At 60.3% G+C, this 12,620-nt stretch carries 11 protein-coding genes and 3 pseudogenes; 8 read left to right on the plus strand and 6 right to left on the minus strand.

Annotated elements, in window-relative coordinates; genetic code table 11:
- Positions 1-97: 97 nt before the first annotated feature.
- Positions 98-352 (plus strand): annotated as a pseudogene (locus ATI02_RS04810) (DJ-1/PfpI family protein); the annotation flags it as partial.
- Here ATI02_RS04810 and ATI02_RS32585 read toward each other — a convergent pair.
- A pseudogene (locus ATI02_RS32585) lies at positions 350-577 on the minus strand (helix-turn-helix domain-containing protein); the annotation flags it as partial. The pseudogenes ATI02_RS04810 and ATI02_RS32585 sit on opposite strands and share 3 nt — an antisense overlap.
- Before the next feature lie 56 nt (positions 578-633).
- Here ATI02_RS32585 and ATI02_RS04820 point away from each other — a divergent pair.
- From ATI02_RS04820 to ycaC, 5 genes and pseudogenes are all read left to right on the plus strand, one after another.
- On the plus strand, positions 634-1,557 hold the full coding sequence (locus ATI02_RS04820; protein ID WP_100845599.1) for a LysR family transcriptional regulator: 924 nt from the start codon (positions 634-636) through the stop codon (positions 1,555-1,557).
- A 207-nt stretch (positions 1,558-1,764) separates the two neighbouring features.
- Positions 1,765-2,181, plus strand: a pseudogene (locus tag ATI02_RS04825) (DoxX family protein).
- Positions 2,174-2,800 (plus strand): antibiotic biosynthesis monooxygenase, encoded by a 627-nt coding sequence (locus ATI02_RS04830; RefSeq protein ID WP_100845600.1) that lies wholly within the window; start codon positions 2,174-2,176, stop codon positions 2,798-2,800. The pseudogene ATI02_RS04825 and the gene ATI02_RS04830 overlap by 8 nt, the downstream one beginning before the upstream one ends.
- 31 nt (positions 2,801-2,831) lie before the next feature.
- Positions 2,832-4,670 carry an amidohydrolase gene (locus tag ATI02_RS04835; protein ID WP_100845601.1) on the plus strand — a complete coding sequence of 613 codons (1,839 nt, stop codon included), beginning with the start codon at positions 2,832-2,834 and terminating at the stop codon, positions 4,668-4,670.
- Between the two features lie 69 nt (positions 4,671-4,739).
- On the plus strand, positions 4,740-5,363 hold the full coding sequence (gene ycaC / locus ATI02_RS04840; protein ID WP_100845602.1) for an isochorismate family cysteine hydrolase YcaC: 624 nt from the start codon (positions 4,740-4,742) through the stop codon (positions 5,361-5,363).
- Between the two features lie 219 nt (positions 5,364-5,582).
- On the opposite strand, the gene ATI02_RS04845 is transcribed toward ycaC, so the two are convergent.
- Complete coding sequence (locus ATI02_RS04845; RefSeq protein ID WP_100845603.1) at positions 5,583-7,010, minus strand: mechanosensitive ion channel family protein; 1,428 nt, start codon at positions 7,008-7,010, stop codon at positions 5,583-5,585.
- Between the two features lie 108 nt (positions 7,011-7,118).
- A complete protein-coding gene (locus tag ATI02_RS04850) occupies positions 7,119-8,141 on the minus strand; it encodes an alpha/beta hydrolase (RefSeq protein ID WP_100845604.1) in 1,023 nt (340 codons plus the stop codon).
- 121 nt (positions 8,142-8,262) lie between these two features.
- Here ATI02_RS04850 and ATI02_RS04855 point away from each other — a divergent pair, with 121 nt between their 5' ends.
- Together ATI02_RS04855 and ATI02_RS04860 are read left to right on the plus strand one after the other, a co-directional pair.
- Entirely contained in the window at positions 8,263-9,168 is a 906-nt protein-coding gene (locus ATI02_RS04855; protein ID WP_100845605.1) for a LysR family transcriptional regulator, read from the plus strand.
- 165 nt (positions 9,169-9,333) lie between these two features.
- Entirely contained in the window at positions 9,334-10,062 is a 729-nt protein-coding gene (locus ATI02_RS04860; protein WP_238156258.1) for a class I SAM-dependent methyltransferase, read from the plus strand.
- Here ATI02_RS04860 and ATI02_RS04865 read toward each other — a convergent pair.
- Genes ATI02_RS04865 through ATI02_RS04875 form a run of 3 tightly spaced genes read right to left on the minus strand, consistent with a single transcriptional unit; the run spans position 10,000 to position 12,573 of the window.
- On the minus strand, positions 10,000-10,692 hold the full coding sequence (locus ATI02_RS04865; RefSeq protein ID WP_100845606.1) for an N-acetyltransferase: 693 nt from the start codon (positions 10,690-10,692) through the stop codon (positions 10,000-10,002). The genes ATI02_RS04860 and ATI02_RS04865 overlap by 63 nt on opposite strands.
- Positions 10,689-11,879: a GNAT family N-acetyltransferase gene (locus tag ATI02_RS04870; RefSeq protein ID WP_100845607.1), complete on the minus strand. Its 1,191-nt coding sequence runs from the start codon at positions 11,877-11,879 to the stop codon at positions 10,689-10,691. Before ATI02_RS04870 ends, ATI02_RS04865 begins: the two co-directional genes overlap by 4 nt.
- Before the next feature lie 4 nt (positions 11,880-11,883).
- Positions 11,884-12,573 carry a GNAT family N-acetyltransferase gene (locus ATI02_RS04875; RefSeq protein WP_100845608.1) on the minus strand — a complete coding sequence of 230 codons (690 nt, stop codon included), beginning with the start codon at positions 12,571-12,573 and terminating at the stop codon, positions 11,884-11,886.
- Positions 12,574-12,620: the final 47 nt, after the last annotated feature.

Genomic DNA, 12,620 nt, shown 5'->3' on the forward strand with positions numbered 1-12,620 from the left:
AGTTCACGCAATCTTTTCCGGCGGTGAGCGCGTACTTGGCCATAATGCTCAGCCAGTGCTTTACGTTTATTCTTTTTTTGATCAGTGATGTTGACCCATGAAAACCGTGGCAATGGTGTTGTTTCCCGATTTTCTGCTGCTCGATATGGCCGGGCCGATGGAAGTGTTCTCGGTCGCCAATCGTTGTTTGAAACCAGAACTCCATTATCAGTTGATCACTCTGGGGACTGAGCGCGGCCCGTTACGCGCCTCCAATGGCGTGCTGGTGCACGCCGATCAGCTTATCGATGACAACGCGCAGCGTTATGACCTGTTGCTGGTGCCGGGTGGCCCCGGTGCGTACAACGAAAGACAGGCGCATACCCAGAGGCAATGCCGACGTTTGTGACCTTTTGAGTTTCATCTCCGGCACCTTACGACAGCGCCAGGCGAACGGGCTGATCCCTTCGCTGCGGGTGAAGATATGACAGAAGTGCGCCTGATCACAGAAACCGCATTCCAGGCTGATCTGCGTCAGGCTCAAGTGCGTGAGCTGGATCAACTGCTTGGCGCGGCCAAAGTACCGTTGATCGCGTAAAGTACGGTGCTCGCGCACCTGACTGAACAAGACTTCCAAGCAAGGAACTCGTGCCCATGAACCGTAACGATCTGCGTCGCGTCGACATGAACCTGCTGGTGATTTTCGAAGCGCTGATGTTCGAAAAGAACCTGACCCGCGTCGCTGAAAAACTGTTCATGGGCCAGCCGGCCGTGAGCGCGGCGCTCGGCCGATTGCGCGATCTGTTCGATGATCCGTTGCTGTTGCGCAACGGTCGCGGCATGGAACCGACCGCCCGCGCCCTTGCCATCCTCAAAGAGCTGCAACCGGCAATGGACGTCATCTCTGGCGCGGTCAGCCGGGCCAAGGAATTCGAACCGGCGAGCAGCTGCGAGGTGTTTCGCATTGGCCTGTCTGACGATGCCGAGTTCGGTCTGTTTCCGCCGCTGCTGCGAAAGCTTCAGGAAGAGGCGCCGGGGATTGTGGTGGTGGTGCGCCGTGCCAACTATTTACTGATGCCGGCGTTGCTGGCCTCCGGAGAAATCTCGGTCGGCGTCAGTTACACCACGGACTTGCCGGCCAATGCCAAACGCAAAAAGCTGCGCGACATTCCCTGCAAGGTGCTGCGCGGCGACGACCGTCCGGGGCCGCTGACGCTGGACGAATACTGCGAGCGTCCGCATGCAATGGTGTCGTTTTCCGGGGATCTGAGCGGCAACATCGATCTTGATCTGGCCAAACTCGGCCGCTGCCGTCGTGTGGTGCTCGGCGTGCCGCAGTTCAGCGGCTTGCGCGCTTTGCTCGCCGGCACGGAAATGATTGCCACCGTGCCGGACTATGCCGCGTGTGCGCTGGTTGAAGGCTGTGCCCTGCGCGCCGAAGACCCACCGTTCCCGATCGAAGCGGCGCAACTGTCGATGGCCTGGAGCGGGGTGCACGACAACGATCCGGCAGAAAAATGGCTGCGCTCGCGGATCAGTCAGTTCATGTCGGCATCGCTGGATATCCCGCCAACCTGAAGAAAAACGTAAATCCACTGTGGGAGCGAGCCTGCTCGCGATGGCGCCCGGTCAGTCGACATCGAGGTTGAATGACACACCGCTATCGCGAGCAGGCTCGCTCCCACATTGGTTTTAGGTGACTGAAAGAAAGAGAGCACACCCATCCAATTTCTCCCCGCCCCGCATTGGCATTATTCAGGCCAATGACATTTCAAGGGTCGGGTCATGAATGCTTTGCATCGGGATGAACGGGCGCACGACGCCGGTTTACTGTTTCTTCGGGTCAGCGGCGGGCTGTTCCTGCTGTGGATACACGGCTTGCCCAAGCTGCTGGACTTTACCGCCCAACTGCAACTGATCGAAGACCCGTTCCACCTCGGTGCCCACCTGACCTTATGTCTGGCGATCTTCGCCTAAGTCCTCTGTCCGCTGCTGATCGTCGCCGGGGTGCTGGCGCGATTGGCCTGCTTGCCTATTCTCTTTGTGCTGCTGGTGGCGCTGTTGGTCGTGCATCCGCAATGGAGTGTGGCTGAAGGGCAGTTTGGCTGGTTGCTGTTGATCCTGTTTGCCACTGTGTTTATCGCCGGGCCAGGACGGCTGGCGCTCAATGTTCGTTTGCCCGGAGTACTGCGTTATGCCTGAAGTCCTTAGTCAACAAGCACCGGGGGCCGATGAGACCGTCACGCTGATCGTCAAGCACCGGGTCAAGGCCGGTTTTGAAACAGCCTATGAAGCCTGGCTACGCAATATCGTGCGGGTGGCGGGGGAACGCGAAGGGCATTTGGGTGTGGACGTGGTGCGCGGTAAGCGTGCTGGCCTCGACACTTACACCTGCGTGCTGCGCTTCCGCTCGACCGAGGCGATGCAACAGTGGCTGGAGTCGCCAGAGCGTCAGGCACTGGTCGAAGAAGCCGCGCCGATGCTCGCCGATGGCGACCAGACCGAGGTCGCCCCGGTCAACGAATTCTGGTTTGCACCGCTGGCCGACGCCGCCTCACCGCCTCCGCGCTGGAAGCAGGCGGCGATCACCTTGCTGGTGATCTTTCCGCACACCCTGTTGGTGCCGCTGATCTGGGGGCCGCTGCTCAAGCTGCATCCGCTGCTTTCCAACTACGTGGTTGCCACGTTCCTGATCACCCTGACCATCGTGCTGTCGGTGGTGTACGTATTCATGCCCCGCGTGACCCGTCTGTTCGCGCCGTGGCTGGAAGCCAGTCAGGCGCATACCCACGTCGAACCCACAGAACACCCGTCACGCTGAACCCCATTCATTTTTTGTCGAAGGAACTGCGATGAGCGCCGATCTGATTCTGTTCAATGGCCAATTTCATACCGTAGACCGCACTAAGCCGCTGGCCAGCGCCGTGGCGATCAAGGACGGCCGCTTCGTGGTCGTCGGCAACGACACCCAAGCCATGGCCCTGCGCGGCCTTGCCACGCAAGTGGTCGACCTGCACGGCCGCTGCGTCATCCCCGGTCTCAACGACTCGCACTTGCACCTGATCCGTGGCGGTTTGAACTACAACCTCGAACTGCGCTGGGAAGGCGTACCCTCGCTGGCCGATGCACTGCGCATGCTCAAGGAGCAGGCCGACCGCACACCGACGCCGCAATGGGTGCGCGTGGTCGGCGGCTGGAACGAATTCCAGTTCGCCGAAAAACGCATGCCGACCCTCGAAGAACTCAACCAGGCGGCGCCGGACACGCCGGTATTCGTCCTGCACTTGTATGACCGTGCGTTGCTCAACCGCGCCGCATTGCGCGTGGCCGGTTACACCCGCGATACGCCAAACCCGCCGGGTGGCGAGATCGTGCGCGATGCCAACGGCAACCCGACCGGCATGCTGGTGGCCAAACCCAATGCGATGATTCTCTACTCGACGCTGGCCAAGGGGCCGAAGCTGCCGCTGGAGTATCAGGTCAACTCGACTCGCCAGTTCATGCGCGAACTCAATCGCCTCGGCCTGACCAGTGCGATCGATGCCGGCGGTGGTTTCCAGAACTACCCGGACGATTACCAAGTGATCGAGCAGTTGGCCAAAGATGACCAGTTGACCGTGCGTATCGCCTACAACCTGTTCACCCAGAAGCCGAAAGAAGAGCTGACCGACTTCCAGAACTGGACCGGCAGCGTCAAGTTGCATCAGGGCGACGACTTCCTGCGCCACAACGGCGCTGGCGAGATGCTGGTGTTCTCGGCGGCGGACTTCGAAGACTTCCTCGAACCGCGCCCGGACCTGCCGCAAACCATGGAGCAGGAGCTGGAGCCGGTGGTGCGCCACCTGGTCGAGCAGCGCTGGCCGTTCCGTCTGCACGCGACTTATAACGAATCGATCAGCCGCATGCTCGACGTGTTCGAGAAGGTCAACCGTGACATTCCGTTCAACGGCTTGCCATGGTTCTTCGACCATGCCGAAACCATCACCCCACAAAACATCGAGCGGGTGAAAGCGCTGGGCGGCGGCATCGCGATTCAGGATCGCATGGCGTTCCAGGGCGAGTACTTCGTTGACCGTTACGGCGCGAAAGCCGCCGAAGCCACGCCGCCGATCAAACGCATGCTCGCCGAAGGTGTGCCGGTCGGCGCCGGCACCGACGCCACGCGGGTTTCCAGCTACAACCCGTGGACGTCGCTGTACTGGATGGTCAGCGGTCGTACCGTCGGCGGTCTGGCGCTGTACGAAGAAGGTTTGCCACGCACCACCGCGCTGGAATTGTTCACCCACGGCAGCGCCTGGTTCTCGTCGGAGCAGGGCAAGAAAGGCCAGATCAAGATCGGGCAATTGGCGGATCTGGCAGCACTGAGCGCGGACTTCTTCCATGTCGAAGAAGAAGCCATCAAGTGGATCGAGTCGGTACTGACCGTGGTCGGCGGCAAGATCGTTTACGCCGCCGGTGACTTCCAGGACCTGGGACCTGCCAGCGTGCCGGTGCTGCCGGACTGGTCGCCGGTGGCAAAAGTCCCGGGCCACTGGCGCCAGAACGCGCCAATGCAGGCTCAGGTGCATCAGTGCGTCGGCGCTTGCGCCGTGCACTCGCACAGCCATGAAAAGGCGCGTCTGTCGAATGCCCCGGTCAGCGATTTCGCCGGTTTCTGGGGCGCGTTCGGCTGTTCCTGTTTCGCGTTCTGATTCTTATCCAAAAGCGCTGGCCTCGACGGTCGGCGCTTCACGTAACAACCATCCACCCAGGAGTTTCCCATGAGCGTTCCATACAAGCGTCTGAACAAAGATGATGCGGTTGTGCTATTGGTCGATCACCAGACCGGTCTGATTTCGCTGGTACAGGATTTCTCGCCAAATGAATTCAAGAACAACGTGCTGGCCCTGGGCGACATCGCCAGGTTCTTCAAACTGCCAACCATCCTCACCACCAGTTTCGACGCCGGCCCGAACGGCCCGATCGTACCTGAGCTGCTTGAGCAGTTCCCGGACGCACCGTTCATTCAGCGTCCAGGCCAGATCAACGCCTGGGACAACGAAGACTTCGTCAAAGCCATCAAGGCTACCGGCCGCAAGCAACTGATCATCGCCGGTGTGGTGACTGACGTGTGCGTGGCATTCCCGACCCTGTCGGCCATCGCTGAAGGTTTCGAAGTGTTCGTGGTGACCGACTCTTCCGGCACCTTCAACACCACTGTGCAGCAAGCGGCTTGGGCGCGGATGTCGGCGGCCGGTGCACAACTGATGAACTGGTTCTCTGTCGCTTGCGAGCTGCAGGGTGACTGGCGCAACGACATGGAAGGCCTGGCGCATCTGCTCTCGGAACGCCTGCCGAACTACCGCAACCTGATCAACAGCTATACCAAGTTCACGGCCCAGTAATCGGTGGAGCTGAAAAGCCCCTCACCCTAACCCTCTCCCGGAGGGAGAGGGGACTGACCGAGATGTTTGTGCGAGTTACTCCGACCTGAAATATCAGGTCGAACTCGGGCCTTGAAAAGCTCGAAGATCGGCTCCCTTTCCCCCTCGCCCCCTTGGGGGAGAGGGCTGGGGTGAGGGGGTAAGATCTTCAGCTGGAAAAACCATTGCGAACTACACACATCATCGCTTCTGCAACCACCCCAGAAACCCGCCTTTCCTCACCACCACCGGTTTGGCCATCAACGCGAGGCGACTGTTCTGCTGCCGCACCGCCTGCAACTTGTTCAACGCCTGACCAACCTCAGCGCGCTGCTCCATGCATTCGCGCGTGAGGGTCTTGTCGAGACGGTAGATGATCGAAGACGTCAGCGCCGTAAACGTAGCCTGCGAAGGCGTATCCGCCAGAATGCTTTGCTCGCCCATGACCTCGCTCGGCCCCATGCGCCCGGCCTCGGTCTGGCCGGCGCCATCCGGCACCGTGGCGCTGACCACCCCGGTGGCAATCACGAACAGACTGTCCGGCACTTCATCCAGATCCAGCACCACCTGGCCTGCGCTGTACTGCTGCGCGACCATCGATTCGGCGAGGCGGTCACGCTCCTCGGCGCTCAGCGAACGGAAGATTTTCACTTCATCGAGCAATGCGCGCGCGCGGGTCGAAGGTTGGATCACACCGTCCGGGTGCCGCGAAATCCCGGCGGCTTCGAGATGACGGTGAGCGAGGTCGAACAGTTGATTGCGCACTTCGCTTTTCTTGCCCAGTTCGGCAATAAAGCCGCTGGCCACGTATTCGGACATCTCTTCGCCGGCCTCTTTCAACACCACTTTTGGCGCCGGACTCAGCAGCAGGCTGCTACTGCCTTGCAGCGTACGGTCGAGGGCGTCGAGCACCCGGCGAGGGCGGATGTGATTGGGCACTTTGATGCTGATCGACACGCCGTGCATGTTGTTCGGCCGGCTGAGGTTGACGATCTTGGCCTTGGCTGCCACCGAGTTGGGCACCACGGCCATGGTGCCGGCGCTGGTCAGCAGGTGCGTAGCGCGCCAGTCGATGTCGAGCACTTTGCCCTCGACGCCGTCGATCACCACAAAGTCGTCCACCTGATACGGCTTGGTGGTATTGAGCACGATCCCGGAAAACACATCGGCCAAGGTACTTTGCAGCGCCAGACCGACGACGATCGCGAACACACCGGACGTCGCCAGCAAGCCTTTGACCGGCAGCTCCAGTACGTAACCGGCGGCGGCAACGATGGCCACCAGAAACACCAGCGCACCGATCACGTCTTGCAGCAAGCGACCGCTGTGGCCGATGCGGCGCATCAGGATCAGACCGATCACTTCGGTGAGCACACGTGCCGCGTAAAGCCACCAGAGAATGCCCAGCGCGGTTGCGCCCAATTGCGCGACCTGGTCATCGGCAAACTGCGGCGCCTGCAACGGGCTGACACCGGCGTTGATCACCAGTGCGCTGAACGCCAGAAACAGCATCAGCCGCACACCGACTCTCGGGGCGCGATGGGTGAAGGGCGAGAAGTGCCAGAGCACCGCATCGAGCAGCAGCAGGGCGGCGCTCCAGGACAGCAGGTGAGTATAGAAAAGGGTCATGGCCGGAGCTCCGCAGTGTCTGCCAATAAAAAGATCGCAGCCTGCGGCAGCTCCTACAGGGAAATGCATTCCAATGTAGGCGCTGCCGAAGGCTGCGATCTTCTGCCGTTAAGGCTGCAAATGGGTTTTCAGCTCAGCCGCTGCCTGGCGCACCGCCACTTTCACTTCGGGAATCTGGCTCAGCGGATTGAGCAGGCCAAAGTCGTGGATCATCCCGTTGTAGCGCACCGCAGTCACCGGTACACCGGCCGCATCCAGGTGCCGTGCATAGCCTTCGCCTTCATCACGCAACACGTCGAATTCGGCGGTCTGCACCAGCGCGGCGGGCAAACCCTTGAGCTGTTCGGCGCTGGCGTTCAGTGGCGAGGCGTGGATCTGCGCACGTTCGGTCGGGTTGGTGGTGTAGTTGTCCCAGAACCATTTCATCATGCCTTTGGTGAGGAAATGGCCCTCGGCAAACTGCTGGTACGAGCCGTCGTCAAACTGTGCATTAGTCACCGGCCACATCAGCAACTGGAAGCGCAGGGCCGGGGTTTTCTGTTCTTTGGCCATCAGTGCCACGACCGCCGCCATGTTGCCGCCGACGCTGTTGCCGGCCACCGCCAGACGTTTACCGTCGACACCGATGTCCTTGCCATGCTCGGCCACCCATTTCGTGGCGGCGTAAGCCTGGTTGATCGCAGTCGGGTACTGCGCCTCTGGCGACGGCGTGTAATCGACGTACACCGCGACCGCGCCAGAACCCACCACCAAATCACGGATCAGGCGCTGGTGCGTCGGGTAATCCCCCAACACCCAGCCGCCACCGTGGAAGAACATGAACACCGGCAACTCACCTTTGACCTGGGCCGGACGCACCACTTTCAGGTTGATCGTCTGGCCATCGACCTTGATCGCCTTGTCGCTGACTTCCACACCGGACAGATCAACCTTCACCGAAGCCTGCGCACCGGTCAGCACCGCACGGGCGTCTTTCGGGCTCAGTTGTTCCAGCGGCTTGCCACCGCCAGCGGCGAGGGCTTCGAGGAAGGCCTGGGTGTTGTGTTCGACACCCGGGCTGCCGGCGGCGAAAGCGTTGCCGATGGACAGGGCGAGGAGGGAAGCGGTCAGGGTTTGTTTGACGATGTTCATGTGCAATTCCATTTTCGATTAATTGAGTGGTGGTGTTTTCAAACCGTGAGCACAGATTAGTGGGATGCCGAAAAGTGAAAAAGCGGCTATAAAGCGTTTAACTGTCCACCAGAGAGTGACAATGAATCCGTTCGAAGACATGCGTATTTTTTGCCAGGTCATGGACTCCGGCAGCTTCACCGCAGCGGCCGATCAATTGGGCCTGTCCAAGCAGTTCGTCAGCCGTCGCTTGATGCAGTTGGAAGAGCGCCTCGGCGTGCGCTTGTTGAATCGCTCGACCCGGCGCCTGGACGTCACCCCGCTGGGCCAGAGCTATTACGAATCAGCGCTGCGTCTGCTCGGCGAAGTGGAGCAGGTCGAGCAGGGCATCGCCGGGCAAACCGCCGAGCCACGCGGGACGATTCGCCTGAGTGCGCCGCTGTCGTTTGCCGTGGCGCACCTCGGTTGTCTGTTGCCGATGTTCTTGCAGCGCTATCGCGAGGTCACGGTGGAAGTCGACTTGAGCGACCGCCCGGTGGATCTGCTCGGTGAGGGCTATGACTTGGCGCTGCGCATTGGCGTGCTGGAAGACTCGACTTTGATCGCCCGCCGTATCGCCTCAATCGAACGGGTGTATTGCGCCAGCCCGGCTTATCTGGCCGAACGCGGCACACCGCTCAAACCTGAAGATTTGCTCGGTCATGACTGCCTGCCTTACGGACATGGGCGTTCAGTGCAGTGGCGGTTCAACGCAGGGCAGGGCAAGCCATTGCTGGTTAAAGTCAGTGGACGCATGCGCGTTAACAACGGTGATTTGTTGCGCGATGCGGCGGTGCAGGGGATGGGCATTACTTATCTGCCGACGTTCATTGTCGGCGATGCGCTGAAGGATGGACGACTGGTGCCGGTGCTTGATGACATGCGTCCGGAACCGCTGACGTTGTCGGCGGTGTATCCGCAACATCGCCAGGCCTCGCGACCGGTGCAGGCGTTGATCGAGTTTTTGCGCGAACGCCTTAACCAGAACGCAACCACAAACTCCCTGTAGGAGCTGCCGCAGGCTGCGATCTTTTGGCTTTGGTTTATAAAACAACATCAAAAGATCGCAGCCTGCGGCAGTTCCTACGGGGGGCTTACAAGATTGCAACAATCTGGAGGGGCGGGCTGATCTAGACTCCGACCGCTCAATCAAGAGCATCGTCCGGAGTACGCCATGGAAGTGCCGAACAATAAAAACGCCATCGAGAGCAATCGTCAGGCGTGGAACGATTCCGCCCGCCATCATCAGGATTCGCCTGACTGGCAGGCGCTGCTGAACGACGTCGTACGGGCGGATTTCTCCTGCCTCGACGACACCCTGCGCGGGTTGCTGGAAGAGGTCGGTGTCGACGGCAAAGACGTTATTCAACTGGGTTGCAACAACGGTCGCGAAAGTCTTTCGCTGTTCGCCCTCGGTGCGCGGAATGTGGTGGGTGTTGATCAGTCGAGCGCGTTTCTCGATCAGGCCCGTGAGCTGAACAGCCGCTCAGCGCACAACGCCGAATTCATCGAAAGCGATATCCATCACCTGCCTGCCTCGTTGCACAAGCGCTTCGATGTAGCGTTGATCACCATTGGCGTTCTGAACTGGATGCCGGACATTGGCGAATTTTTCCGCCATGTAGCGTCGACGCTGAAACCGGGCGGCAAACTGGTGATCTACGAAACCCATCCGTTTCTGGAAATGGTCGATCCGGATGGCGAAGACCCGTATCGCCTCGCGACCTCGTACTTCCGCGCCGAGCCGTTCGTGCAGGAAGAGCCGATCGTTTATGTCGGCAAGGTCGAGCAGCAGGCGGCGAAGGCTGCATCATTAACGCCACAACATTTCAAATGTGAATCAAGCCTGCGCCGCCGCCGTCACCACCGGTCTTTCCGGCTTGCGCAAAGCCTCCAGTCTTGAGCCGCTGTAGCGTGTCTCGCGGAAGAAACGCCAGTGTCCGAACAGATCGTAGACGTGGGTGATACGCCCCTGTTCCTGATAGCCCAAACGCATATGCATCTTCAGGGCCTGTACATTGGCGCCGTCGCAGATATCCACCACTTTTTCGAAGCCTCGGGTAGCCATGACTTGCCAAAGTGCGGTCTGTGCATCGACGGTCAGGCTACTGCCGAAATACTGCCGGGTGATTTCGGCACCGAACTGAAAGTATTCACCGGGCTTGACCGGGAACGTGCAGCGGTAGAAGTGGCGGTCGTAATAGTCGCGAGTGCTGGCCCAGACGAACCCGACGGTGTGACCGTCCTGGTCCAGGTGCATGTGCCCCGTATGCCCTTCAGCGGCCAGCTCGGCCATGGTCTGCACGCGGTCACCAAAGTACTTGCTGAATGCCTTGGCGTTCTCCTCGGTGATGTCGACTCTGCGCAAACCTTCACAGGGGCGCAGTTTGTTCGGGGCAATCGGTGTGACCAGATCTCGCTCCATCCACAGCAATTCACGGTGAGCGAATACGTAACGTTTGCCCAGCGCGCCAAGGGTGCGGCGCAGGCCTCTTTCTCTGATGCGCAGAAGCAGTTTTTCGATGGCTTTCATGATGCCCTCCGAGGCGCTAGCCCAGGTGTGGTGGATGGTGTTGCCGGTTGAGTTTCGGATGTGTTCGCCGCTGTCGAGTTACCGGCACGCCGTGCGCGCCATTTTTGCAGGGACGGTTTGACGTGGTGCCAAAGGCGTAGCCCCAGGCCCAGCAGCAAGCCGCTCGGGCGCCAGGAGTAGAAACTCCAGCGCCAGTGCTCCAGTTGTCCGGTCATGCGTTCGTGCAGTTGATGGCTGGAGTTGTCCAGGCTGACCCGCGACGCATCGATCCAGCGCCAGTGCTCATCCAGCCCCCAGCGAATCCATTCCTCCAGCAACACCCGGCCGCTACCGAGGTCGGCGTACTGTGGCAAAAACGCCAGGTTGTAATCGTAGAGCCGGCCCTGTTCGAGCAGGCCGAGGCGATAGCTGATGCAGCGGCCGTCCAGCTCCAGCGTCACGACCCGCACCAGGCCTTGGTCGGCGAGGGCGGTAAAGGCGCTTTCCATCCACTGACGACTGCGTTCGGTGGCGAAAATCCCGACGCCCTCGTCACCTTTCCAACTGACCGACTCGACTTCCTGCAGCGCTTCTAAAATCGTAGGCATCGACAGCGCATCGGGGGTGATTCGCCGCACTTGCGCGCCGCATGCAGCAATCCGTTTGCGCGCCCGACGCAGCTTGTAGCGCGGGTCGCCGGAGACCTCGCGATGATCGGCGTCGCTGATCAGATGCACCGGCACCCGGCAACTCAGGCGTCGTTCAGCAGTGGAACTGTGCGCCATCCATTCGGTGAGCGCACTTTCTTCACCGGCAGGTTCCGACAGTTCATTGAGTTGCAGCAGCGCATGGGGCAGACGCTCACGGATCAGCACCAGTGCTTTGTGCATGTCTTCGCTGCCGAGCAACGACAGCAGGGCCAGGCGATCGGCCAGCGGATAACCCAAGTGATGCAAAACACGAAACGGCACGCCAGCGAAGCGTTCGCGGCTGGCCACCAGTGGCAGGCACAGATGCAATTGCTCTGCTTCCCAGCCGAGCAGAATGTGCAGGCGCTGATCTTCGCCCAAGGCCTGTTCTGCCGCGCACAACCAGCCAAGGTTGTTGAACGGCGTGTGGTCGGCCACACGCAGACGCAGTGCCTCGTAGGCCGCTGCCGGGAAATCGGCAGCGCACAGGGACGTGCGCCATTCGAATCGCATCACCATAGGTTCAGGCCGCCGTTGCTGTGACAGGTGGACGGGAAGGTTTGCGCAGTTCTTCCAGGCGCGAGCCGCTGTAGCGGGATTCGCGGTAGAAGCGCCAGCGACCGAACAGCGTGTAGATATTCATGATCCGCTGTTGTTCGGTATAGCCCATGCGCACGTGCAGCTTGAGTGCCGGGATGTTTGTCGACTCACAGACATCGACCACTTTGCTGCAGCCTTCCTCGGCCATGGCTTTCCACAGGCGCACTTGCACATCGACTGACAATTCGGTGCCCCAGTAGGCGCGGGTCATTTCGCCACCGAATTCGAAGAACTCGCCGGGTTTCACCGGGAACCGGAAACCGTAGTAATGCCGATCGAAATAATCGTGCGGCGTGCCCCAGATAAATGCCACGGCATCGCCATGCTCGTCGACATGCATATGCCCGGTGCGACCTTCATTGGCCAGCTCAGCCATGACGCCGACACGGTCGCCGAAGTAACGGGTGAAGGCACTGGCGTTGTCTGCGGTGATCTTCATTACGCGCAGCGGTGGGTAGGGTTTGAGGTTGTGCGGCGGCACGGGGCTGACCAGATCACGCTCCATCCACAGCAATTGCTGATGGGCGAAAATGTACTTTCTACGGATCTTGGTCAAGGTCGCTCGCAGGCCGTTACGACGGATATGTGCGCTGAGTTTTTGCAAAAGATCCATGGTCTCTTCTCCCGATGAAGGTAGCCACGCGCGGCATGACGCTCGCA

The sequence above is a fragment of the Pseudomonas baetica genome (assembly GCF_002813455.1).
Classification (GTDB): Bacteria; Pseudomonadota; Gammaproteobacteria; order Pseudomonadales; family Pseudomonadaceae; genus Aquipseudomonas; species Aquipseudomonas baetica.